Raw genomic sequence first — 22,036 nt, 5'->3', positions numbered from 1 at the left:
CCAGCGTCCAATATCAGGCCAACTGAGAACTGGAGTTTATGATGACACTGCAGAAGCCAGTCGATCCGGTCCCCGCAGCCACCATGCTGTTGCTTCGCGACGAGCCGGAGTTCCAGGTGCTGATGGTCAAGCGGCATCACCAGATCGATTTTGCATCCGGCGCGCTGGTCTTTCCCGGTGGAAAGCCTTCTGCTGCCGATGAAGCGCCTGAATGGGCCGATTATTGCAGGGGCTGGAAAACGCTAGATCCTACGCAGCGCACCCTTCGGATTGCCGCGATTCGTGAAGCCTTTGAGGAAGCAGGCATCCTGCTGGCCGATCATCGCGACGGTAGCGAGTTCGAGGATATTTGCGATCTTGAAAGCCGCAAAGCCGTCGAGCGAGGCGAGCGCGAATTTTTCGACATTGTGCGCGAGGCCGATGTGCAACTGCGCCTTGATCGCCTGAGCGAGTTCGCGCGGTGGATCACGCCCAGCTTTATGCAAAAGCGCTTCGACACTCATTTCTTCGTCGTTCGCGCCCCAGAGCGCCAGATCGCAGCATGTGATGGATATGAAACCGTTGATGCGGAATGGCTTTCGCCAAGCAAAGCCCTGAAACTGGGTGTCAGCGGTGAACGAACGATCATCTTTCCCACGCGATTGAACCTGCAACTGCTAGCCGAAGCTGCGAGCGCAGACGATTGCGTCGCGCGGGCCAAGGCTCGCGAAATCGTGCCGGTCCTTCCAGAAGTCATCCAGCGAGACGGCAAGAACATCCTCACTATCCCCGCCGACGTGGGATACGGCACAGCCTTCGAAGTTATCAGCTGAGATAGAAGCAAGCAAGCGGGGGCAAACTCTTACGATCCGTAGCCGGGTAACTGGGGGAATGGCTTGTTTTATCCCAGTATTTCTTGTCGCATAGTCTAGGGTCAGGACTCATTGATCAGAGCCAGAAGATGACGGTTGCGGCGAGTGCGACGGCGGAGAAGAAGGCCTTCGGGCAGCGATCGTAGCGTGTTGCGACCCGCCTCCAGTCTTTGAGGCGGCCGAACATGATCTCGATGCGGTTACGGCGTTTGTAGCGGCGTTTGTCGTACTTTACGGTCGTGTTCCGGATTTTTCAGCCCGGGATGCAGGGCGTGATACCCTTCTCCTGCAGGGCGTCGCGGAACCAGTCGGCATCATAGCCTCGGTCGGCCAGCATCCATTGCGCGTTGGGCAGACTGTCGAGCAAAGCGGCCGCGCCAGTGTAGTCGCTGACCGGTCCGGCGGTCAGGAAGAAGCTGATTGGACGACCATTCGCATCACTCACGGCATGAAGCTTGGTGTTCATGCCGCCTTTCGTCCGGCCGATCAGGCGTCCTGGACCCCCTTTTTTACCCGCAGGCTCGACGCCGTGCGGTGCGCTTTAAGATAGGTCGCGTCGATCATGATCGTCTTGCGCTCGGGAGCCTGAGGTGTCGCCAGGCCTTCCATCATGCGGATGAAGATGCCTTTGTCGCTCCACCGCTTCCAGCGATTGTAGAGCGTCTTCGCCGGGCCGTATTCCCTCGGCGCATCGCGCCACCTCAGCCCATTGCGGTTGACGAAGATGATCCCGCTCAAAACGCGCCGATCATCAACGCGCTCGCGGCCATGGCTCTTGGGAAAATAGGGCTGAAGCCGAGCCATCTGCTCGTCCGTCAGCCAGAATAAATCGCTCAAATTCAGGCTCCTTCGCAGCCGCCTGAATCACAGCCATCACCGCAAATCAATGGGTCCTGACCCTAGGGCACGCCATTGCAGTCTACTTTGGCACGTCAATCGGGCGAATAATTGGGTTCTCGAACTTAGGTAGCTCGCCTGTAGCTACCATTTTTGTAAGAATGGAATTTGCTGTTTCTCTGACTTCTCCTCGCGTTGCCGCCAACGCACTGAAGAGAATAATCTCGACGAAGTGAAAAAGGTAATCCGAATCTTTCACGCTGCTCGTCGCCCATTCAAGTATTAGGCCATATTCCATGTTTGCCATGTGGCGGGTCAGATGATCGATATTCACCCAATCGTGAAGCCCACCCTTGGCACGAACATCTTCCAACCACTCTCGCGTATTGCCAACCGCCATTTCCTGTAGCAACGAGCGCAAGTATGGATTTGTACTAGGCCGTGTTGACAAAAGGGATTCCCAAATCCTCCTCCTTCTGATTCAAGACTGCTTTTTGAGGATCAGTCATGGGTCGCGGGGATTTGTCGGATGCGGAGTGGGACCTGATTGGGCCGCTGCTGCCGCCTGAACGTGGTCGCTGGGCGCGGCCGTCGGGCGATAATCGTCGCTTTCTCAACGGCATGCTTCACGTGCTGCGGGTCGGCTGCCCTTGGCGCGACATGCACGAGCGCTACGGCAAGTGGAACTCGGTCTATGTCCGCTTCCGGCGCTGGGCCGAACAGGGTGTCTGGGATGCCCTGCTGCAAACGCTGGTCGATCTGGGTCTGACCGACGACTGGCAACATATGATCGACAGCACCAGCGTTCGCGGCCATGTTTCGGCAGCGGGCGGAAAAGGGGGGCTTGTGCGAACGCTCTTGGTCGATCACGCGGCGGCTTTACGAGCAAAATCCACGCCCGCTGCGACAATCAAGGACTGCCTGTCGGCTTCATCCTGACCGGCGGCGAGGCTTCTGATTACACCGCTGCCGAACCGCTGATGGCGATCCCCGTCGCCACACCCAAGGCGCTGCTCGCGGACAAGGGCTATGATGGTGATCGCTTCCGGGAAAGCCTGCTGACCCGGGGCATCCTGCCGATCATCCCGCCCCGCTCGAACCGCAAGGTGCCAGAGCATCCCGACTATCGCCGTTACAAGGACCGCAACCGCGTCGAGCGCATGTTCGGAAAGCTCAAACAGCAACGACGCATCGCCACTCGATATGACAAAACCCTTCTCTCGTTCGAGAGCTTCCTAAACCTCGCCGCCACGCGGCTATGGCTGAAGTCTTTTGTCAACGCGGCCTAGGGACCTCACCGGCGGATTTCCATCAAGGCCAGCGGCACTCAAAACGCCGCACAAACAGGCCGGACATATGAAAGCAACCGATCAAAGCCATCGCGACCACAAAGCCCTTGCCATAGGGGGCGTCCACATATGAATCAGAAAACCGCCCAAAAAAGAATCCCCTTTGAATCAGCCAAATGTCATCCCGCTCTAACTGCTCGCCCAGCCAATGATATCTACGGCGGAAAACTCTAACCGCAACTGGTCCAGAATTCAGGTGGCAGAGCACCTGAAATGGAGGCGGCGCCGTTCTCACAGGTCAGAGCCGCACGCATCCCCGCAGGGTATCGCGCAGCACTGCAATTGAATTGCTGAGCGAGGCTTCGCCTTCCAGCCGCCCGTTGATACGTAGCATCACCGTCCCGCTTTGCTGCATGAGCAGGGGAACAAGTTGCGTACCCGTCACGCCGCCGATCCATTGAGTGCCGTTCGCATTGGCGCGCTGAACGGATATGCTAACGAGCCGACCGGAGAAGTTCCACGTCATCGTCATCGCATTGTCGGCGGAGGGCTTGTTGAGCAGCATCGCCATGTAGGGCTTTCCGCCTTCACAATAGAGACTGAGGGCTTCGATGTTGGGCGATGCCGCGGCGCTCACATAAGCCATGGGCGCGCGACCTTGCACCGGTACAACTTCCCAGGGTGTACCGGGAAGCGGCACTGCCGTTTCGGGCGGGCTTTTGTCCAACAGCGTCTTGATTTCCGGCGCAATCGGCAGCCTAACGCCCGAAGCAGACGGATAAACTGTTAGCTTGCCGCGCTCCCAAAGGCCCACCTGCACCGCACGGCGCGCCGGGTCTATTATTATATAGGCCTGCTCCACACCGCCCTGATGCTGCGCATTGCCGGAAAGATAGTAATAGTTCCCAGCCCGCTGCAATGGCGAGACGGCTGAGAGATTGGTCCGCAGCGCAGCCATCTTCGGCCCCATCCGGGCCTTCAATGCCGCAGCCAAGGTACCCTTATCGAACAGGTCGATATTGTCCTTGGCGTAGCTTCCCGGATATTTGCCGACGAGGCTGGCGAGATTGGTCCATTCCGCTGGAATGCCTTGCACGGCCACCGCCGGCTCAGGCCGTGGCGGCAGTGGCGTGCCAGCAAGAGCGCTGCCCTGGCAGAGCGTGAACGGGCCGCCACCCGTGAAGGCCGCATGGAAAGAAGCCGGGCGTTGGCCGCGCGGCAGATCGGATTCAAAGCGGATGACACCGCGCTTCTCGTCGTCGTTCACATACATGAGAACCCGACCAAAATCATTGCTGCTAACTGGAAAGGGAAAAAATACTGCCATGATGCCGTCATAGCTCTGGCCCATGAAGGTGAGAGCATATTCCACCCGAGGGGGCTTTATTTCCCGACCATTGGCGCGGAACGTCATGCCCTTTTCATCGATGGTTACGCGCGGTTCCTTTGAGCAGTCGCCGCGCGGGGCGTAGCTGCCAAAGATATGGTCGACGCCCTGATCCTTGAAGCTGGATAGTGGTAGCGCCTGCGCACTTGCGGCAGCAATCGTGGCAATCGCACAAGCGGCAAGACCTACACCCGAAAGGCGGATTGTGGACGGCATGTGAAATGGCAATGTCATGTCGAATCCCCATCGAAGTGGTGACGGTTTTCGCGCGCACATGGCTCAGTCACGAGGTAAATTGGTGCGCCGGTCGCCTTGATCCTATTTGGCCAACAGGATAGCTGACTTAAGGGATGGTTTGGTTCTGGTCATGGATGCCCCCACGTGAAAGCCCTGCCCGGCAGGGACCGTGACGTGGTTAATACGATCTTGATGACTCTAAAATGAACGGGAAGGAATAGGTGAACTGACCTGACCCCCTGGTTTCCACCAGCCGGGATCAGAGCCCGGCCTTTTGCACTGCTATCCAACTTTCGACCACGCGGGTCATGCGCTCCGGATCGGGCATGCCGTACCGCAGCCGCATCCAAAAGTCGTCGGCGCGCGCTCGACCGCGCCAAGGCTGAAGCGCTGACAGCAAGCATCGGATGTATAAACTGATATCTTCGGATCTGAGATGGCACACCTCCCACCGCCCCGAGCAAAATAATAAAGTGCCATAATAAAGTTCTTTACCAAATGCCGAAAAACTGCTCATCTTCCAGCCGAGCGGCGAGAATCTTTTCCTCTCCGGAAATCTCCTTCTGGCCACTCCTCAAACTCGGGGCAGCTCGGCGAGCTGCCCCATTTTTGAACATCGACAATCGGGGACAAGGACGGGTTCGCGCAAGAAACGAAAAAATCGAGACAGGGAGAGATAGGGTGATGAATAAGAAAGCCTATTGGTTGGCAAGCGCCGTCGTGATGGCGTTGCCACAGGTCTCAAATGCTCAGGAAGTCATAGCCGAAGAGCCAGATGGCGGTGACAATGTCATCGTCGTGACAGCGCAACGTCAGGCGCAAAGCTTGCAAGACGTACCGATCGCTGTCAGCGCATTCAGCGCTGAGGCGCTTGAAAGCCAGCAGATCGAAAATGCCTCGGATCTACAGCTGACGCTGCCCAATGTATCTTTCTCGAAAGGCAATTTCACCTCAGCTTCATTCACTATTCGCGGCGTTGGCGACCTGTGCGTCGGCGTCACCTGCGATGCTGCGACCGCAATCCATGTCAATGGATCCCCCTTGTTCGGAACACGCCTGTTCGAGACCGAATATTTCGATCTGGAAAGGATTGAAGTCCTTCGCGGACCTCAAGGCACCCTGTTCGGCCGGAATGCGACCTCCGGGGTCGTGAATGTTGTGACCGCGAAACCCAAACTCTCCCGTTTCGAGGCTGAAGCGCAATTCGAGTATGGCAATTTCAACAGCATCGAAGCGCGTGGCATGGTCAACGTCCCGATCGGGGATATGATCGGCGTGAGGCTGGCGGGCATATATGTGAACCGCGACGGTTATACGACGAATCTCTATGATGGATCGGACATCGACGCTCGGGACCTCTATGCGTTGCGAGGCTCCCTTCGTTTCGAACCCGGTCCTGATACGACGATCGATCTCATGGGCTATTATTTCCGGGAAAAGGACACGCGCCTCAGAAACCAGAAACAAACGTGCCAACGCGATCCATTGGGCGTGCTCGGATGCCTGAACAATCGACGTGATTTCGATACCACGAACGCAAATTCAACGGTCGGTGCGACGCTCAGTTCATCCGAGTTCTTCGCCATTCAGGGCATTCCCGCCGTGCTCGGCCTCGGCAGCCTTTATGGCCCTGATGGGTTTTCCGGGTTTCAGGAGCCTGGCGATGTGCGTGTCGTCAACACGGCCTATACCCCTTTCTATTTTGCCGAAGAGCTACAGGTGCAGGCGCGCCTTGAGCAAAAATTCGGCGCGATGACCCTGACGGCCACCGGCATTTATCAGGATACTGAAGTCGATTCCAGGCAGGACTATTTTCTTGGAATTCAAAGCCGTGCCGGTTTCGCCCCGGCGCTCAATACGTTGGACTTTTTTGCGGCTAACGGATTACCGACAGGTCTTGCTCCGCCGGCGCCAGCCTTCATTCCCGGCTCTTCGGCCTATTTTTCGCCGATTGCCGGCGCTCTAATCCCGGACGGTCCGCAGGGCGTGCTGTGCACGTCGGATAATGATGATGGAAGCAGAGGCGCTTTCGAAGGGAACTCGCTGTGTTCCGAAACGCCGCTTTCTTTCGATCGATCTTCGGAACAACGCGAATCGTGGAGCGGAGAGCTCATCCTCACGAGTGACTTCGACGGGCCGTTCAATTTCCTGTTGGGCGGAATTTACGCGAAATCGAAAACCACCGACAATAGCTATTATGTGAACTCGTTTGCGCTCGATTACGCCAGTGCCGTATTGGGTTCATTCGGCTCCTTGTCGGGCGGCCTTCCGCCATCCTATTTCGCGACGTCGATGTATCGGAACAACTCGCTGGAATCGAATCTAGAGAGCTATGGCATTTTCGGCGAGGTCTATTTCGATCTAAGCGACCGGCTGACGTTGACCGGGGGGCTGCGTTACAATAATGACAAGAAGGATGTGACGGCGCGTACGACGCTGATCAGTTTCCTGAACCCTTATGCCAATGATGGAGATCCGTTCGATACCCCGATAACGCCCCTCACCGGGCCGTCTGGGCTTTTCGATGCCGACCCGGGGACGCCGGGCCAACAGCTCGCCCAGTTTCGCGAAGTAAGCTTCGACGAAATTACCGGACGAGCAGTTCTGGCCTTCGAGGTTACGCCGGACAATTCACTCTATGCATCTTATTCTAGGGGTTACAAATCCGGCGGGATCAATCCTCCGCTTTCTCCGATTTTCGCCGTCAGCGAGAGTTTCGGCTCTGAAACGATCGATGCCTTCGAGATCGGCTCCAAGAACGTCTTCGCAAACGGCGCGTTACAACTCAATGCCACCGCATTTTACTACAAATATAGTGGACTGCAGCTCAGCCGCATCGTGGCAAGAACGTCCGTGAATGACACGGTTGACGCCAATATCTGGGGTGTCGAACTGGAGTCTGTCATCAGGCCGGACCCGAACTGGCTTATCAATCTGTCCTTCAGCTATCTCAATGCCAAGGTCGCCGGCGATCAATTCTTCTCCAATCCGCGTGATCCGGGCGGCGGGGATCCTGATGCCGTGATTATCAAGGACATCAGCAATGGTGCGCACTGCGCTGTCACGGGACCTGCGCCTGGCGTTGCTGATGCGTTCGTTGCGGGCGTAAATGCGGCTCTCGGCCTTCGCGCACCGCAGGAATTTCCTTCGGACGGCAATATCGCCTCCAGCGGCGCGTTCGGCATTTGCGGTGTCCTCGCGAGCGCTATCCCTGCGAACAGCGGGATCCAGGTATTGAGTCCTGGCGTCGAGGTTAACATCAAGGGCAACACATTGCCGCAAGCGCCGAATGTCAAGGTCTCGATGGGCGTGCAGTACACGGCAGAGGTCGGGAATGGTATGACACTCGTCCCCCGCGTCGACATTTCCATGACCGGAAAGCAATATGGCAATATCTTCAACGGCAGAATTAATCGCATCCAACCTTTCGTACAGGCTAATGCAGTTTTGCAGTTGAATGGTGCCGACGAGCGCTGGTTTGTCCGGGGGTTCGTTCAGAATATCTTCGATAGCAACTCAGTTACCGGACTTTATGTCACCGATGCATCTTCCGGTAATTTTACAAATATCTACACGCTTGATCCGCGGCGTTATGGTGTCGCGATCGGCGCAAAATTCTAATGCTTTAGCTGTCCCAATCGATCGGGAAAAATTATACCGCATGAAAATCGCGGCGTCGGAGGGCCAGTAGCAGGCCCTCCGACGCCGATTTCATGCGCCAATTGCAGTCTTGGGCGAGGAATGGGTGTGAGATACGTCCGGCGTGCGCACTGCGGAAACTTGCGTCTCGCGCGAGCGATATGGGAGGCACATTGGCTCCTGCCCCTCGAATCTGACCGGCCCCCACCGAGTGGTCCGCGTGGACTGTTAGGTGTTTAGTCCCAGCATGTGATGGAGTGGTTTCATATTGAAGATATCTGGCTTGGATTTCCGGAGCTCTTCGATGGCCTCGTAGGTTGTCTTGAAGCGCAGAGCCTTCAACTGCTTGGCGAAGTTGTAAGCGACGAGCCAGTCGCGGACATGGCGGCGCAGTTCATTGATCGACGTGTAATGGAAGGATTTGACGGTGGCCTCCTTGATGGTGCGCACCATCCGTTCGGCCTGGCCGTTGGTCCATGGGTGATAGGGCTTGGTGAGGCGATGCTCGATGCCGTTCTGCTCGCAGACACGGCCGAAGATATGGCCGATCCATCCCAGTGGGCCGCCTTGGTCCCGCTGCACGAACTGTACGCCGTTATCTGTCAGGATGGTGTGGATCCTGGTAAGTGATAATTTTCCCCCACGCGGGGCGGACGGGCGCGGGCTTCGATTAGAAGCTGGCGCCTAATTTCGTTGTATCTAATTTCGATCGTGCTTTGCTCAGGCGGCGTTGGCGGTGGCACTCGTTTCGAACGTCATTTCGGCGGCCTTTGTATCGACCCAGTTCCCAGGTAGCAGGTCATCGATGGGCTCGCCGTCGCCGCGGGTGACGATGCGGGCAAGGACGTCGGCCAGGTAGGCGGCGGGGTTGATCGCACCCAGCTTGCAGGTCTCGATCAGCGACGCGATCGCCGCCCAGTTCTCGGCGCCCAGTTCGTGGCCCGCGAACAACGCATTTTTCCGTTGGAGTGCGATCGGCCGCATCGACCGCTCCACCGGGTTGTTGTCGATGTCGATCCGGCCATCGTCGAGGAACCGGACGAGCCCGGCCCAGTGGCTCAGTGCATAGTTGATCGCCTTGAGGGTCGGCGAGCCGCTGAACATGCGCCGGCGCTTGGCGTCGAGCCAGTCATGCAGCTCGTCGACGATCGGGCTGGACCGCGCCTAGCGGACGGCAAGGCGCTCCTCGGGCGTGCGACCGTGGATCTCGCGCTCGATGTTGTAGAGCAGCCCGATCCGGTGCAGCGCTTCGGTGGCGATCGGCGCGCCATCGCCCTTGCCGCCGGCGTCGAAGAAGCCGCGGCGAACATGCGCCCAGCAATAGGCCAGCACCGAGGGTCCGCCGGGACGTCCCGCCTTGCCGAACTGGCCATAGGCTTCATAGCCATCGACCTGCAGGATGCCGTGATACTCGCCGAGGAGCTTCGCCGCCCACATGCCGCCCCGGCCCGGCATGTAGCTGTAAACGATCGCGGGTGGATCGACCCCGCCATGCGGGCGGTCGTCGCGGACCATCGCCCACAGGTAGCCCGTCTTCGTCTTGCCGCTGCTCGGCGCCAGCACCATCGCGGTGGTCTCGTCGACGAACAGGCGATCGCTCTTCAGAAGCTCCGCCTTCTGCCGGTCGACGATCGGCTTCAGATAGCCCGCCGCGCGGCCGACCCAGCCCGCGAGCGTCGCGCGATCGATCGTCACGCCCTGGCGCGCCAACATCTGCGCCTGCCGGTAGAGCGGAAGGTGATCAGCGTATTTCTTGACGAGGATATCGGCGAGCAGCGCTTCCCTCGGCAGGCCGCCCGGCACCACATGCGCGGGAGCCTTCGCCTGCGCGACGCTATCGCCGCACGATCGGCACACCATCCTCGGCCGCACCGTCACGATGACGCGATATTGGGCGGGGATGATGTCGAGTCGTTCGGACCGATCCTCGCCGATCCGGTGCAGCGCACCGCCGCAGCCCGCGCAGCAGCCGGCCTCCGGCGCGATCTCGATCTCGTGACGCGGAAGATGCGCCGGCAGCGAGGCGCGGGTTCGTCCGCCGCACGCTTGCGCCGCGGCGGCGCGATGCCGGTGGCTTCCTCGCCCTGTTCGACCAGCAGTTCGGCTTCGGCCATCGATACGTCGCGATCTTCGAGCGCCAGCGCGAGCTGGCCGCTGTCGATCTTCTCCGACCGCTTGCCGAAGTGCATGCGATTGAGGACATCAAGAAGGTGCTGGAGCCGGGCGGAGCGGAGCCGTTCGGCGATGATCATCGCCTTTAGTGCCTCGACGTCGTCGGGCAGCTCTTCCACCCCCTCGCTCATGGTGCGGATGGATACATTATTTCGCGGTTTTCTGCCCGTTTTGTGCGGCAAGACGAGTCATTTTCACGGCCTATAACGCCATCACCGGACGCGCCACACGCGGGGCATGAACACGCGCCCAGTCGAGCCCTTCGATCAGCGCCGAAGCCTGCGCCGCGGTAAGGCTCATCACCCCGTCGCCGAAGCGCGGCCAGCGGAACGTGCCCGTCTCGAGCCGCTTCGTCACCAGCACCAGGCCGGTCCCGTCCCATAGCAGCAGCTTGATCCGATCGGCGCGCTTGCGGCGGAACACGAACATGATTCCGGAGAAGGGGTCGCGGTTCAGCTCGTGCTGCACGAGCGACGCCAGGCCCACCATTCCCTTGCGGAAGTCGACCGGCTTCACCGCCACCAGCACTTTGAGTGGTCCCGGCGGGATGATCATGTCGACACCTGCACCGCGAGCAGCACCCGCTCGATATGGTCGGCAGTCACGCCGTCGGGAATGCGGATCGTCATGCCCTTGATGTTGATGCGGATCTCGGCGCCGCTGCCCTGCGCCTTCGGCTCCTCGACCATTGCCGGAACGAAGGCCGGCGCGTCGTCCGATTCCATCCGTTCGCGCGCTTCCCGGCGCCAGGCGTAGAGCTGCTGCGGCAGGATATCGTTCCGGCGCGCGATATCCGCGACGTTCGCCCGCGGCGCCATACTCTCGGCGATGATCCGGGCCTTCGCTTTCGGCGTCCACTGCCGACGCTCGCGACCCGCCGGGATCACCTCCATCGGGCGAGCACGACCGTTCCCGTTGCTTTCGAAGCTACTTTCGAACGTAGTTACATCGCCCATCGCTAGTTACGCTCCCGATACAGAAGGCGCGCAACATAACGATCTCAGAACATTCGAAAATGTGGGGGTAAATTAGCGCTTACGGTGGCCTGCTGCCGGTTTGGTGGACACCGAGATAAGTTCATTCAGGCTACCCCAGCTTCACGTTCGAAGTCGATAGGACTGAGGTAACCCAAGGTCGAGTGACGCCGGGTCGGGTTGTAGAAGCATTCGATATAATCGAACACGTCGGCCTTCGCCTGCGCCCTCGTGCGGTAGATCTTCTTCCCGATCCGCTCGGTCTTGAGCGAGGAGAAGAAGCTCTCCATGGCGGCATTATCCCATACATTGCCGGACCGGCTCATTGAGCAGGTGACCCCATTGTCGGCCATGAGCCGCTGGAACTGCTCGCTGGTATACTGGCTGCCCTGATCCGAGTGATGCAGGAGAGCATCGGGCTTGCCGCGCCGCCAGATCGCCATGATCAGCGCATCGGTGACGAGCTGGGCTGTCATGTTGGGAGTCATCGACCATCCGACCACCCGGCGCGAGAACAGGTCGATCACCGCAGCAACATAGAGCCATCCCTCGGCCGTCCAGATATAGGTGAAGTCGGCCACCCACTTCTGGTTCGGCCTGTCTGCCGTGAACTGGCGATCGAGCACGTTGCCGGCGATGACCGAACGATCGCCGTGATCCTTGGGAAGCCCGCGTCGCCGCGGCCTCGCTCGCAGACCCTGCGCCCGCATGAGCCGTTCGATCCGGTGCAGGCCGCAGGACACCCCATCGGCCAGCAGGTCGTGCCAGACACGGCGCGCGCCATAAGTGCGATAACTTCCTACATGGCTGGCACGGACCTTCGCACCGATCACCTCGTCGTCGCGGGCACGCTGCGACGGCGGGCGGATCAGCCAGGCATGGAAGCCGCTTCGCGAGACACCGAGCGCCCCGCACATCCATGCCACCGGCCAGATCCCTCGGTGCTTCGCGATGAACTGGAACTTCATATCGAGTCCCTCGCGAAGTAGGCGGCGGCTTTTTTTAGGATGTCGCGCTCCGCCTTCAACTTGGCCAGCTCGCGCCGCAGGCGATCGATCTCCATCTGCTCCGGCTTCATCTGACCGTGACCGGGAAAGGCATGACCCGGATCGGCGGCAAGCTCCCGGACCCATTTACGCAGCACGTTCGCATGCACATCCAGATCGCGCGACGCCTGCGCGATCGTCACCCCGCGTTCGCGGACCATCCTCACCGCCTCAAGCTTGAACTCGCGGCTGAACTTCCTTCTTTGCATTGTGGACCTCCGATAGGTGGAAACACCCTATCTCGGTGTCCACCAAACCGGCAGCAGGCCACGGATCCTGTATGGCACCGTCTTGATAAGCACGCGCAGGAACGCTGCCGCGGCAAGCTTGGTCGCCCGGCGATAGATGCGGGCGAACACCAGCTTCGAGGTGCGGTCCACTTCGACATAGAGGAAGCCTCTTCCGCCTTCATAGCGCAGTTCCGCGATATCGACGTGGAAGTAGCCAATCTCATATTTCTTGAACTTCTTCGGCTTCTCCCGATCGGCTTTGGGCAACCGACTGATCCCGTGGCGTTGCAGGCAACGGTGCAGCGACGAGCGTGTCAGGTGTGGGATCACGTCCTTCAGCGCGATGAACACGTCGTCGAGCGGCAATCGCGCCTGCACCGGACACCGGATGTGTTCGAGGTGCTGGAACGGGGCTGCGCGCAAGTGGGTTATCCCGCCTCGATCAGGGCTGACAATGGCAGCGAATTTTATCTCCCGCGAGCTCGATCTGTGGGCCTACATGAAGGGCGTGACGCTCGACTTCTCGCGGCCTGGCAAGCCCACCGACAACGCGTTCATCGAGAGCTTCAACGGCAAGGAATGCCTTAACGCCCACTGGTTCATGAGCCTGGATGACGCGGTGCGAAAATGCGAGGCTTGGCGTAGGGACTACAACGAGGTACGACCGCACAGCGCGATCGAGAACAAATCACCGATATCGCTCATGTTGGCATCAGCGGCACATGGCCCGCCCTGATGTCAGCACGCTGGAAGGCTGCCAGCAGGGCGGTCCAGAAACGGGTAGCAGCTCAGAAGCCATCGAGTATCTTGGCAAGTTCTGGACGATCCTGGGATGTCGGTTTGCCCCGAACTTCGTCGTTCTGATCGCAATGCAACTCGGGTACGCAAATCCTTGTCCCTGGTTCACTTGACAAATTTTCAGAAGTAGCAATTTTAGCTCCTATCCTGAGTAGCAGGTAAAGATTGTGCTGTTCTTGACTGATTTTCAGCAGGGACTCGAACCTCGGCGCGCAGAGGTTCCTGGGCGCGTTCAAATTCGCCGCGGTGTGCAGCCCATCCTGCTCGTCTGCCGATATGAGTCCAGATCAGATATTCGATGTCGGCCCATTCGAATGGCGCTGGATCGATCGACGAAGCTTGGCTGTAGTCAGGGTCCAACAAGGGAAGAAGGACGAACGCGGGCGCGAGACGGAGCGCCGCTGCGCAACGTAAATGGTCATCGAGCGCCACGGCCGGGTTACCGCTCTCGATCTCTCGTAGCCAACGAACGCTCAATCCAACTCTGCGGGCAAGATGCTCCTGACTCAAGCGACGGCGAAGACGCTCGCTTTCGATGCGCCGCCCAGAGAACTCCTTGAGCTGATCCAGCGAAGCGACGCCGCCCTTCTCGCATGTCCTGGTGTCCGACATGAGCTTCCGTCCGAATAGTATGTGGTGCGCTAGCGCTCCATGCGAGGCTGGCTATCGCTGAGCGACACAGCAAGTAGAGATGCTTTCAGTCTATTAGCTTCGTTCATCTTCAAGGATTTCAGTCTGTGTCGCGCCTGACGCAATTCCCTTCAATTCATTGATTCCAATATGAAAGTTGGAATCACGATGCTCGGCTGCGGCACAATCGTGCCGCCTTGGGGAACGCGCCTGCCCTCACGATTGCCGCTGGCTCACAGCGCGTCCATCTATCCCTCCGTTCCGACCGGCTGACTTATCACTGGCTGCCTCATCGGACGTTCACGCAACCCACATCGAACGGGCGCCGTCGCGCCAGGGAGGACTCATGTCATGCGATTCCGCGAACGATCGTGCTGCGCCTCGATTCCGGTTATCGTCATTATCGGCGAACGGCCCCTTCAAGAAACCTGCCGTCTTACTGGCGGCGGCCGCACTTCTCGCCTCGCCGGTCGTTTGTGCACAAGAGAAGACGGAGAAGGTGTTGCTGGCAAAAGCCGCAGCGGAGGCGGAGCAGCAACTCAAGCAAACCTTCACAAATCTCCAGTTCGATGATTTCGAACCGGCGCCGGTGAAAGGCGCGATCTATCAAGCGAGTGCTGGCGGCCGGATCGTCTATTATGCGCCCGAGAGCGAGCATCTCTTGTTCGCGTCGATCTTCGACAAGAACGGCGTCAATCTGACAGCCCTCGCGCAGGAAGCCGGCATCTCCAACCGTCTGAAATCGATAGACTCCTCACAGGCGCTTGAAATCGGCCCCAAGGATGCGCCGACGGTGATCGAATTTACCGATCCCGACTGCCCCTATTGTCGCGCGCTTAATCGATATTGGGCAGCGAAGGCCGCCGAGGGAAAACCGGTCCGGCGTCTCATATTCTTCGTGAGCGGCATTCATCCGGAAGCCGCGGCAAAGTCCGAGCACATCCTGTGCTCAGTCGATAAGGCGGTAGCCTTTAAAGCCATCTATTCGGGTGCCGCGCCGACAGCGCTGCGAACCTGCGCTGAAGGCCGCGGAAAGGTCGAAGCTCACGCCAAAGTGGTCAGCGCCGCTGGTGTCAGCGGGACGCCGACCTTGATCGCGGGCGGCAAGCTCATCTCCGGATTTCAGCAGGCCGAGATCGAGGCCTTTCTATCCTCGGCGAAGACCAACCGTGTCTCTCGCTGAATTCCATCTCTTCATGGCGGCTGCTCGGACGCAGAGAGCATCATCGCTCTCGGTCCCAACGCACCGGAATGCCGGCGGCGACGCCCCTTCGGGCCGTCCAGCACCGCCGTCGGCCGACAACGATCACCATCGATGCCGGCAGGCAGAGTTCAGGGCGGCCCAATGCCCAAGAAAGCAATCATTCATGGTCAAAAAACTTACCAGAACCGTACTTTCGGCCGCCGATGTCGGCGTACCGGTCCTGCTTCTGTCGCTCCTCGCGGCAAGCGCCCACGCCTTTACCGCGCCCGTGGCGGGGGATCTCGGCTACGACATCTACGACATTGTCGTGAACCAGGGTGTCAAAGGCCCGCTCGGCTTCGTCGGGGGCGTCGCCGCCTTCCTGTTCGGCGTGTCGCGACTGTTCAGCAATATCATGATCGGCATCCCGACGATCGTCGCTGCCGTCTGCCTCATTAAGGCGGACAGCATCCTTCAAACCTTCGGCATGGTGATCTGACGGCATCGGAACGTGGGCAAGCATTCGGGTTCCACGCTCGCCCACGTTCCGGTCACCGGGAGGAAGTGCTCCCGGACCCTCGTCTTCGCTTTCGATTTGCTTCGCTGGTGAGGACCGTAGCAGGAGGAGAAGGGTCGATGGACGAACGCTTGCCCCAATATCTGCACAAGCCGGTTCAGATCCTGTGGTTCGGATCGGACGAGTTCGTGTTGGTGGTCACCACCATCTTCGTCGCCGTCATCGTCGGCGGACTGGTCGGTTGGGCGTTCATCGCGGCCCTTCTCCTTTTCCTGCCATGGAAGCGCGCGCAGCCGCGCGGTTTCCTCGCCCATCTCGCATGGCGCTGGGGGATGCTTCGCTTTCGCCATTATCCGGGTCCGACCCAAACCCGATTTTACGAGTGAGGCCGCAGATGTTCTCGCGTCATCGCAAACCCCGAAGCGCGCCGGTCGACCCGCTGCTCGGTAAACCCGCCAGCTTCGGGATCCATCGGTACATTCAGGGCTCATCGAACCTCTTCGAAGAGAACCGGCTGCTCAAGTTCGCGATCGTCGGGCTGTTCGGCATTACCGCGGTGCTTGGCACGGTCATTTACAGCTCGGACCAGAAAGAGCGCACGGTGGTCGTGCCGTTCGGTTCGGGCGGCGATCTCTATGTGACCGGCTCGAAGCCATCGGCCGCCTATATCCGCACGATGACGCGCAATATCGTCGCGCTCGCCGGGACCTATTCGGCCTACTCGGCCGACCGGCAGTTCCAGGAACTGCTCTCGATCGTCCATCCATCGGCGTACGACAGCATGCGCGACAGCCTGAACGGCATATTGGACGAGCTCGCGGGCAATCCGACGCTGTCGATCGCGACCTACATCCGCCCCGATCAGCCGGTCCAGTGGACCGAGCGTGACATCCTGGTCCCGATCGAGAAGGTCCGCGTGATCGGCGGTGTCATCCGCAAGTTCCGCGGCGAACTTCGCGTCCGCTACGCCGTCGAGAACGGACGCTTCTGGGTCATTTCGCTCACCGAGGAGAAATTCGATGTCCAGCCTCGCTAGGCTCGCGGCGGCGCTGCCCGTTGCCGCGCTGCTGTTGCCCGCGCCCGCATCAGCGCAAGCCATCACCGTCCTTCCCGACCAGATGAGCACGATCCGCCTCTCAAACCGCGACGTCAATCATATCGTCTGCGTCGGCGGCGAGATCGAGGATGTAAAATTCTCGGCCGAGAAGGCGATCGCGGTCGAGCGCGCGGGCTCCGACGCCTGGATCAAGTTTCTCGTCAAGGAAGTCGACGATATGGGTATGGTGACGCGCAGCTATGTGACGACACCCTCTGAGTTCTTCATCAGCTGCAACGGGGCCATCTATCCGCTCTATGCCGAGCCTACGGAAATTCCCGCGCAAACGGTCACGCTTGCTCCCGGACGGCCGCAGCGCGCACGGGCCAATGAGGAGCTGCTCGGGCCGCTAGTCGAGGAAGAGAGGGCAGTGTCGATCACGCTCGCGATGCTTCAGGACCGCGTGCCGGCAAGCTTCACCGAGGTCGCGCCGCGGTCGGGAACGATCACGATTGCCGGCCTCCCCTCGGCGCAGCTCGTCGAGCGCCGGCGTCTCGCGATCGAAGGCTCCGGCCTTTCCGTCTCCGAGTATCGCCTCGGTAGCGACAGCGATGTCGTGCTCGAGGAACAGCAGTTCCTCGACCGCGCGCTTGGCATCGACATCTTCGCAGTCACGCTCGACCGACTGAGCCTCAAGGCGGGCGAAAGCGCGCGGCTGATCGTTATCCGCCGGGGAGACGGCGAATGAACGACACGCCCGAACAAGAGCCGCTCGATCTCGGCGAGGTCGGCAAACCGCTTCCGCCCGAGGCCACTCGCGGCCCCGCTCTTCTCGCATTCAAGGAGCGCTGGGCGACGCTGGGCTCGAAACAGAAGCTGCGCGCCAAGCAGTTGAGTGTCGCGGGCGTCGTCGCGATGCTCGGTACCGGTCTCTACGCGGCGAGTACAGGCGGAGATGAGAAGGCGCCCGAGGCGCCAGCGGTGACCAAGCTCGACATGGGCGCCGGCCTGCGCGGCGACAGCCTCGAGACCAAGCTGCGGGGCGACCTCCAGAAGATTCTCGATGGCCAGACCTTGCTCGGCGACCGCGTCACCGCGATCGAGGAGGGCAAGGTCGTGCCCGGCAGCAAGCCAGGCGCACCTCCCGACGGCGACCCCGGGCTTCCCCCGGCTCTGCCGGGCGCGATACCGGATTATCCACCCGCGCCCGGCGATGCCGAAATCGCGACGGGCGAGATCCCGCCACCTCCTTCACCACCCGCGGCGCCCCCTGCTCCTCCTGCGCCCCCGGTTGAAAAGGCCGTCGGCGCGATCGGCGCCGCGGTGACCGCCCCCGGCACGATTGCCGCGGCCGATGGCAAGGGCGCGCCGTCTGGCGCTAAAAAAAAGACCCGGACGATCTATTTGCCACCTGGTTTCATGAAGGCGCGGCTGCTGACCGGGATCGACGCGCTCGCGAGCCGCGATGCTACCTCGAACCCCGAGCCGCTGATTGCGCGCGTCCAGGCGCCCGCCGTGCTGCCGAATGACGTCAAGGCCAATCTCTCGGGCTGCTTCGTCATCGGCAACGCGACGGGCAGCCTCGCCAAGGAGCGGGTCGAGGTCCAGCTCGTATCGCTGTCCTGCGTCGATTTCGACGAACGCTCGGTGGTCGACCAGCCGATCAAGGGTTTCTTCGTCGACACCGACGGCAAGAAGGGGCTGTCGGGCAAGGTGGTAACGCGCGCCGGCGCGAGTCTCGCGCGCGCCTTCATCGCCGGCACGATCAGCGGGATCAGCCAGACGGTCGAGAACACGGTCGGTGACGTGTCGACATCGGCCTTGGGTTCGGTGCGGACGCTCGATGTCGGCGACGCCGCCAAGGTGGGGATCGCAGGCGGCCTCTCGAAGTCGTCCGACAAGCTCACCGACTTCTATCTCGATCTCGCGCGGCAGGCGGGACCTATCGTCGAAGTGGGCGCCGCCAAGGACGTCGTCGTCGTCATCCAGGAAGGCGTCACGCTCGAGATCAAGCCGACCGCCGGGAGCAAGTTCTGATGCCCCCGCCCATCCTCGGAGGAATATCGATGACCGATATGTCAAACCGGCGCCGCGCGCGCCTCTGCTCAGCCGCACTCTTGCTTGCCGGCGTCTTGCCACTCTCAGGGTGCGCAACGCTCGGCTCAGCGATGTCGCCGTACAGCGAAAAGTTCAGCTGCAAGAACGACGATCACGGCCAGTGCATCCATCCCGAGAAAGCCTATGAGGATGCGGCGGAGGGCCGGGCTTCGCGTTCGGACCCGGCGGTGACACGCGACAAGATATTGCTCAAGGCGAACCAGCGCGGCACCGCGCGCCGAGGACGCAGCGATGCTGATGCCTATGGTGATTACCGCGACAGCGTCTACCGGGAGCTTCAGGGGCTGATCGAGGCGCCCGAGGCGCCGATGCTGCGGCCGGCGCAGGCGGTGCGAACACTGATCCTGCCCTATGCCGATCGGAACCGGCCCGACCGGCTCTATATGCCGCGTTTCGTCTATTCGGTGCTTGAGCCCCCCTCCTGGGTCGTCGGCGGCTATCTCGTGCCGCCGGTCTCAGCCGCGGCGCGCGTGCCGGTGCTCGAGCAGATCCGCGAGGTGCCCGGAAGCGAACTGACGCCGCCGGTTGTGCCCGCGCGCGCGGAGCCGCGGCCATGAAGGCGCCCGGAACCGGCGGTGGTCTTACCTTCTCCGACCTGCACCGCGCCGTTGCGCGCGACCGCTATTCGGATTTCCTCCCGCTCGTCGCCTGGGTCGAGGAAGAGGAAGCCTTTCTCTGCATCGATGATGGCTGGGGCTATGCTTGGGAGTTGACCCCTACCGCCTATATGTTCGCGCATGTTCACCAGGCGCTGCTCGGCCTGTTCAACGTCCAGTTTCCCGAGAACAGCGTCGTCCAGCTTATCAGCTTCGCCGACCCGCTGATTGCGCCAGCGCTCGACGCCTATCTCGACCTCAAGACCCGGCCAGATCCGCTGATCCAGGCATCGGCGCGCCGGACGCACGCTTATCTAAACGAAGGCCGGAACGGGCTTGGCGCGCTCCACGGCATTCCGGTGCGTGATTTCCGGACCTTCCTCGCTGTCAAAACGCGCGCCCCCATGCACAGCGACCTGCGCCGCCAGATCGAAGAGCAGCTTGCCAAGCTCGGCATTCGCCGCGTCGAGCCGCACGAAATGATCTCCTTCTATCGCCGTATCTTCAACGGCGTCTTCGAGGACGCTCCTGGCGTATTCGCCAGCGGTGCAGCCGGGCACCCCGCCCCGCCGATCCGCAAGCAGATCGTCGATGCCGGCCCCGATCTCGCTTTCGACGGACCCGAAGTGTTCCTCGGGGGCCAGGTCGCACGCTGCCTGACGCCGAAAGCGCCGGCGAGGCGGGTTACCGCGGAACACATGAACCGGCTGATGGGCGGGATGCGCGGGAGCGCCGAGGACAGCGACCAGATTGGCGGCCCCTTCCTCTATTGCCTCAACATCCTCTTCGACCATTCGCAGTTCGAAATTCACAAGCGCGCCCAGATATTGTCGGCGCAGAAAGCGGCGGGCAGCTTTGCGGTCGAGGTCGGCAAACAGATCGAGGAAATCGGCTGGGTGCTCGACGAGGCCGGCAACAGCCGTTTCGTCTCGGTCATGCCGACCGTCTGGGTTTTCGGCCGCGATTCCCATCACGCCCGCGAGATGGCCGCGCGCGCCAAGCGCCTCTGGGAAAGTGAACCGCTGCCCTGGATGGTGCAGGAAGAATCCTACCTCAATCCGATCTTGCTGACCGCGAGCCTGCCGTTCGGCCTTTATCCCGAGCGCCGAACGATCAAGATGCTCGAGCGCGATTTCCGGATGCCGGTGAAGGCGGCAGCGCTGATGGCGCCGATCCAGACCGACTTTCGCGGAGGCGGCCGCCCTGCCCTGCTCTATGTGGGCCGCAAGGGTCAGCTCGTCACACTCGACCTCTTCGATCCGCGCATCAACAATTATAATTTTGTGGTCGCGGCCGAAAGCGGCGCGGGCAAGAGTTTCCTCCTCAACGATCTCTGCCGGCAATATTATGCCCAGAACGCCCTCATCCGCATCATCGACATTGGCGGATCCTACCGCAAGCTCTGCACCCTCTGCTCGGGTCGTTATATCGACGTCGGCGAGGAACGGCTGGTTCTGAACCCGTTCGACCTCGGGCTCGCGCTAGACGGCGAGGACAAGCATTCGGCGATCGCGATGGCGGTCGCGATCGTTGCCGAGATGGGGAACGCGGCGACGCGCAAAGGCGTTTCGACCTCAGAATGGAATCTCATCAAGTCGGCCGTCCAGTGGACGATCGATGGGGGCTATGCCGATGAAGGCATCGACTCGGTCCGCGCCTGGCTCGGTGCCTATCCGCAATTTGCCGCAGCCGATCTCGACCGTGTCGAGCATCTGAAGCCGGTCGCGCGCGAGCTCGCGTTCAATCTCAGGGATTTCGGCTCGGATGGCGCTTACGGGCACTTCTTCAACGGGCCGTCGACCTTCGACATCTCCGCCGACGAGTTCGTCGTCCTCGAGCTCGAGCGGCTGAAAGCCATGCCTGACCTGTTCAACGTCATCGTCATGGTGGTGGTAAATGCGGTGACGCAGGAGCTCTACCTCTCGGCGCGCGACCGGCCCCGCTTCGTGCTTTGTGACGAAGCAGCGCAGTTCATGACGAAAAGCGATGGTCAGGATCTGTCGCGGCTGGCTGAAGCCTTCGCACAAGGCTACCGCCGTGCCCGCAAATATCAGGGCAGCTTCGGCATCGTCCTCCAGTCTATGAACGACCTCACGCTGTTCGGCGGCACAGGCCAAGTCATCCTCGAGAATGCGGCGACGCGGTTCCTCCTGCAAGGCTCCACCTATGATCGTGCTGTCGAGAGCAAAATTCTTGACTATTCCGGGTTCGTCCTCGACCTCCTGAAATCGGTCCGCAACAACAAGCCGAACTATAGCGAGGTCTTCATCGACTCTCCGCTCGGGCTCGGGGTCGCGCGGCTTGTCGTCGATCCCTTCAGCTACTGGATCAACACCAGCGCGCCCGGCGAAGTCGCGGCGTTCGAAGCACTGATCCGGGCCGGGCGATCGCCGCTCGAGGCTGTGTGCGAGCTCGCCGACGTCGATCCCCGCGAGATATTGGGCGATAGCCGCGACTTGCCGCGAGCATCGGAGCCAGCGGCATGAAGCGGCCTTC

At 60.7% G+C, this 22,036-nt stretch carries 17 protein-coding genes and 6 pseudogenes; 13 read left to right on the top strand and 10 right to left on the bottom strand.

The genetic code is table 11. The annotated features are described in order from the left end of the window. The first annotated feature begins 38 nt into the window (after positions 1–38). Positions 39–812 carry an NUDIX domain-containing protein gene (locus E5675_RS05920; protein WP_082819772.1) on the top strand — a complete coding sequence of 258 codons (774 nt, stop codon included), beginning with the start codon at positions 39–41 and terminating at the stop codon, positions 810–812. Between the two features lie 115 nt (positions 813–927). Here the strand turns inward: E5675_RS05920 and E5675_RS05915 are convergent. Together E5675_RS05915 and E5675_RS05910 are read right to left on the bottom strand one after the other, a co-directional pair. Further along, positions 928–1,688 (bottom strand): annotated as a pseudogene (locus tag E5675_RS05915) (IS5 family transposase). 82 nt (positions 1,689–1,770) lie between these two features. Continuing rightward, entirely contained in the window at positions 1,771–2,088 is a 318-nt protein-coding gene (locus E5675_RS05910) for a hypothetical protein (RefSeq protein ID WP_136173723.1), read from the bottom strand. Between the two features lie 107 nt (positions 2,089–2,195). On the opposite strand from E5675_RS05910, the pseudogene E5675_RS21685 reads away from it, so the two are divergent. Next, positions 2,196–2,465 (top strand): annotated as a pseudogene (locus E5675_RS21685) (transposase); the annotation flags it as partial. Then, positions 2,369–2,977, top strand: a complete 609-nt coding sequence (locus tag E5675_RS05905) for an IS5 family transposase (RefSeq protein WP_232003283.1) — start codon at positions 2,369–2,371, stop codon at positions 2,975–2,977. The pseudogene E5675_RS21685 and the gene E5675_RS05905, both read left to right, overlap by 97 nt. Positions 2,978–3,275: 298 nt before the next feature. Here the strand turns inward: E5675_RS05905 and E5675_RS05895 are convergent, their stop codons facing one another. Beyond that, entirely contained in the window at positions 3,276–4,598 is a 1,323-nt protein-coding gene (locus E5675_RS05895; protein WP_039575466.1) for a hypothetical protein, read from the bottom strand. A gap of 687 nt (positions 4,599–5,285) precedes the next feature. Between E5675_RS05895 and E5675_RS05890 the strand changes: the two genes are divergently transcribed. After that, positions 5,286–8,222, top strand: a complete 2,937-nt coding sequence (locus tag E5675_RS05890; RefSeq protein ID WP_054588702.1) for a TonB-dependent receptor — start codon at positions 5,286–5,288, stop codon at positions 8,220–8,222. A 246-nt stretch (positions 8,223–8,468) separates the two neighbouring features. Here the strand turns inward: E5675_RS05890 and E5675_RS05885 are convergent. The 6 genes and pseudogenes from E5675_RS05885 to E5675_RS05860 all read right to left on the bottom strand — a co-directional run. Further along, positions 8,469–8,877 (bottom strand): annotated as a pseudogene (locus E5675_RS05885) (integrase core domain-containing protein); the annotation flags it as partial. Positions 8,878–8,960: 83 nt separating this feature from the next. Further along, a pseudogene (locus tag E5675_RS05880) lies at positions 8,961–10,543 on the bottom strand (IS66 family transposase). Between the two features lie 70 nt (positions 10,544–10,613). Next, positions 10,614–10,967, bottom strand: coding sequence for an IS66 family insertion sequence element accessory protein TnpB (tnpB, locus tag E5675_RS05875; RefSeq protein ID WP_054588704.1), 354 nt, complete (start codon positions 10,965–10,967; stop codon positions 10,614–10,616). Next, positions 10,964–11,368 carry a transposase gene (locus E5675_RS05870; protein WP_210727615.1) on the bottom strand — a complete coding sequence of 135 codons (405 nt, stop codon included), beginning with the start codon at positions 11,366–11,368 and terminating at the stop codon, positions 10,964–10,966. The genes tnpB and E5675_RS05870 overlap by 4 nt, the downstream gene beginning before the upstream one ends. Positions 11,369–11,493: 125 nt before the next feature. Beyond that, a protein-coding gene (locus tag E5675_RS05865) for an IS3 family transposase (RefSeq protein ID WP_095385752.1) occupies positions 11,494–12,641 on the bottom strand; the annotation gives its coding sequence in 2 pieces (ribosomal slippage) (positions 11,494–12,383 and positions 12,383–12,641; 1,149 coding nt in all). Positions 12,642–12,704: 63 nt separating this feature from the next. After that, positions 12,705–13,040 (bottom strand): annotated as a pseudogene (locus E5675_RS05860) (IS481 family transposase); the annotation flags it as partial. Positions 13,041–13,094: 54 nt separating this feature from the next. Here E5675_RS05860 and E5675_RS05855 point away from each other — a divergent pair. Next, positions 13,095–13,398 (top strand): annotated as a pseudogene (locus tag E5675_RS05855) (integrase core domain-containing protein); the annotation flags it as partial. Between the two features lie 197 nt (positions 13,399–13,595). Here E5675_RS05855 and E5675_RS05850 read toward each other — a convergent pair. After that, complete coding sequence (locus E5675_RS05850; RefSeq protein ID WP_081997358.1) at positions 13,596–14,072, bottom strand: helix-turn-helix transcriptional regulator; 477 nt, start codon at positions 14,070–14,072, stop codon at positions 13,596–13,598. A gap of 364 nt (positions 14,073–14,436) precedes the next feature. Here E5675_RS05850 and E5675_RS05845 point away from each other — a divergent pair, with 364 nt between their 5' ends. The 8 genes from E5675_RS05845 to E5675_RS05810 all read left to right on the top strand — a co-directional run bounded on the left by E5675_RS05845 (position 14,437) and on the right by E5675_RS05810 (position 22,026). Continuing rightward, positions 14,437–15,273 carry a DsbC family protein gene (locus E5675_RS05845; RefSeq protein ID WP_082665251.1) on the top strand — a complete coding sequence of 279 codons (837 nt, stop codon included), beginning with the start codon at positions 14,437–14,439 and terminating at the stop codon, positions 15,271–15,273. 184 nt (positions 15,274–15,457) lie between these two features. Continuing rightward, positions 15,458–15,772 (top strand): hypothetical protein, encoded by a 315-nt coding sequence (locus E5675_RS05840; RefSeq protein WP_054588705.1) that lies wholly within the window; start codon positions 15,458–15,460, stop codon positions 15,770–15,772. A gap of 137 nt (positions 15,773–15,909) precedes the next feature. Continuing rightward, on the top strand, positions 15,910–16,176 hold the full coding sequence (locus tag E5675_RS05835; RefSeq protein ID WP_054588706.1) for a type IV conjugative transfer system protein TraL: 267 nt from the start codon (positions 15,910–15,912) through the stop codon (positions 16,174–16,176). An 8-nt stretch (positions 16,177–16,184) separates the two neighbouring features. Beyond that, the gene (locus tag E5675_RS05830; RefSeq protein ID WP_054588707.1) at positions 16,185–16,826 is read left to right on the top strand and encodes a TraE/TraK family type IV conjugative transfer system protein; all 642 of its coding nucleotides are present in this window, start codon (positions 16,185–16,187) and stop codon (positions 16,824–16,826) included. Further along, positions 16,810–17,574: a type-F conjugative transfer system secretin TraK gene (locus E5675_RS05825; RefSeq protein ID WP_054588708.1), complete on the top strand. Its 765-nt coding sequence runs from the start codon at positions 16,810–16,812 to the stop codon at positions 17,572–17,574. The genes E5675_RS05830 and E5675_RS05825 overlap by 17 nt, the downstream gene beginning before the upstream one ends. Continuing rightward, positions 17,571–18,863, top strand: coding sequence for a TraB/VirB10 family protein (locus tag E5675_RS05820; protein WP_054588709.1), 1,293 nt, complete (start codon positions 17,571–17,573; stop codon positions 18,861–18,863). Before E5675_RS05825 ends, E5675_RS05820 begins: the two co-directional genes overlap by 4 nt. Before the next feature lie 29 nt (positions 18,864–18,892). Next, positions 18,893–19,501, top strand: coding sequence for a TraV family lipoprotein (locus E5675_RS05815; protein WP_054588710.1), 609 nt, complete (start codon positions 18,893–18,895; stop codon positions 19,499–19,501). Next, a complete protein-coding gene (locus E5675_RS05810; protein WP_054588711.1) occupies positions 19,498–22,026 on the top strand; it encodes a TraC family protein in 2,529 nt (842 codons plus the stop codon). Before E5675_RS05815 ends, E5675_RS05810 begins: the two co-directional genes overlap by 4 nt. The last annotated feature ends 10 nt before the right edge of the window (positions 22,027–22,036 follow it).

This window comes from Sphingopyxis sp. PAMC25046 (assembly GCF_004795895.1).
In the GTDB taxonomy this organism is placed as follows: Bacteria; Pseudomonadota; Alphaproteobacteria; order Sphingomonadales; family Sphingomonadaceae; genus Sphingopyxis.
Note: the sequence above shows the minus strand (reverse complement) of the source record. Positions and strands in the feature narration are given on the sequence as shown.

Coding starts and splice junctions, on each gene's coding strand:
- E5675_RS05820 (WP_054588709.1), top strand. CDS start 17,571: ATGAACGACACGCCCGAACAAGAGCCGCTCGATCTCGGCGAGGTCGGC.
- E5675_RS05910 (WP_136173723.1), bottom strand. CDS start 2,088: ATGGCGGTTGGCAATACGCGAGAGTGGTTGGAAGATGTTCGTGCCAAG.
- tnpB (WP_054588704.1), bottom strand. CDS start 10,967: ATGATCATCCCGCCGGGACCACTCAAAGTGCTGGTGGCGGTGAAGCCG.
- E5675_RS05810 (WP_054588711.1), top strand. CDS start 19,498: ATGAAGGCGCCCGGAACCGGCGGTGGTCTTACCTTCTCCGACCTGCAC.
- E5675_RS05920 (WP_082819772.1), top strand. CDS start 39: ATGATGACACTGCAGAAGCCAGTCGATCCGGTCCCCGCAGCCACCATG.
- E5675_RS05890 (WP_054588702.1), top strand. CDS start 5,286: ATGAATAAGAAAGCCTATTGGTTGGCAAGCGCCGTCGTGATGGCGTTG.
- E5675_RS05835 (WP_054588706.1), top strand. CDS start 15,910: ATGGACGAACGCTTGCCCCAATATCTGCACAAGCCGGTTCAGATCCTG.
- E5675_RS05840 (WP_054588705.1), top strand. CDS start 15,458: ATGGTCAAAAAACTTACCAGAACCGTACTTTCGGCCGCCGATGTCGGC.
- E5675_RS05845 (WP_082665251.1), top strand. CDS start 14,437: ATGTCATGCGATTCCGCGAACGATCGTGCTGCGCCTCGATTCCGGTTA.
- E5675_RS05895 (WP_039575466.1), bottom strand. CDS start 4,598: ATGACATTGCCATTTCACATGCCGTCCACAATCCGCCTTTCGGGTGTA.
- E5675_RS05815 (WP_054588710.1), top strand. CDS start 18,893: ATGACCGATATGTCAAACCGGCGCCGCGCGCGCCTCTGCTCAGCCGCA.
- E5675_RS05850 (WP_081997358.1), bottom strand. CDS start 14,072: ATGTCGGACACCAGGACATGCGAGAAGGGCGGCGTCGCTTCGCTGGAT.
- E5675_RS05830 (WP_054588707.1), top strand. CDS start 16,185: ATGTTCTCGCGTCATCGCAAACCCCGAAGCGCGCCGGTCGACCCGCTG.
- E5675_RS05825 (WP_054588708.1), top strand. CDS start 16,810: ATGTCCAGCCTCGCTAGGCTCGCGGCGGCGCTGCCCGTTGCCGCGCTG.
- E5675_RS05870 (WP_210727615.1), bottom strand. CDS start 11,368: ATGGGCGATGTAACTACGTTCGAAAGTAGCTTCGAAAGCAACGGGAAC.